General features: G+C 40.4%; 1 protein-coding gene. It reads right to left on the bottom strand.

Annotation, left to right across the window (positions count from 1 at the left end):
• A partial coding sequence (locus BCT81_RS01305; RefSeq protein ID WP_133152483.1) for a recombinase family protein occupies positions 1 to 918 on the bottom strand: 918 nt, incomplete at both ends.

A 918-nucleotide genomic window follows, 5' to 3' on the forward strand; every position in this document is an offset into this window, starting at 1 on the left:
GAATCGCACTTACCACCGGCTTTCTTGTTTGAACATAAGAACTCAGGATACGACTTCCCTTTTCGCTTGTTCATCTTCAGCACATAGTTACTACCACACATAGAGCACGTAGAAACTGGGTAAATATTTCTACCATCAGATCTTGTGCTACTTCTACTCTTGGATTTGTTGAATGGTAAACTCGCTTTGGTCTGCTCGCGAATGCTTTGAGCAAGGTTATATGTTTCTTCACTTACTACTGCCGGATAGGCATTTTTGATTTCAATACCACCAGCGTTCCAACCTGAATACTCCTCGAAACGTTCACCATTAGTTTTCCAAGTTCTGGACACATGGCTTCCATATAGTGATGGTTGTCTAATCAGTTGTGAGAGCTTGTAGCTATTCCATGATCCATATGAGTCCTCACCTGCTCTATTCCAGTGCAAATAGTTATTCGTGTTTAGATACTTAGCAATAGCGCCTAGCGTCATACCACTAAGGTAAAGCTCGAACACTTTCTTTATGCTGCTAGCTCGTTTGGGGATTAGAGCGGCCTTCTTATCTTTAACTACTAACCACCTTGGATAGCCACCATGAGGTACAAGAGCACCATCTTGCATTGACTGCTTAAATTGGCTTTCTTTAGCTGCTCTGATTCGATCACTTAAATTCTTTGAATACTGCCAAGCTGCATGAATCTTCACTAACAACATGATACTAGCACCAAGATCATTCTCTGTACTTTGAGTAACTAACTGACCATCAGAGCAATCATAGACATCTACGTGTTTTAAAAGCTTGTTCAATACATCTTGAGTAATACTGTTTTTTTGACGACCTAATCTGTCCCACTTTTCGATGAACAATATAGGACGTTGGCTAAAGCTCATTGTTTCTAATTGCTCAATGAAAGCACCAAGAGAACCAGCTTTGATA

Source organism: Vibrio sp. 10N.261.52.A1, from assembly GCF_002876325.1.
In the GTDB taxonomy this organism is placed as follows: Bacteria; Pseudomonadota; Gammaproteobacteria; order Enterobacterales; family Vibrionaceae; genus Vibrio; species Vibrio chagasii.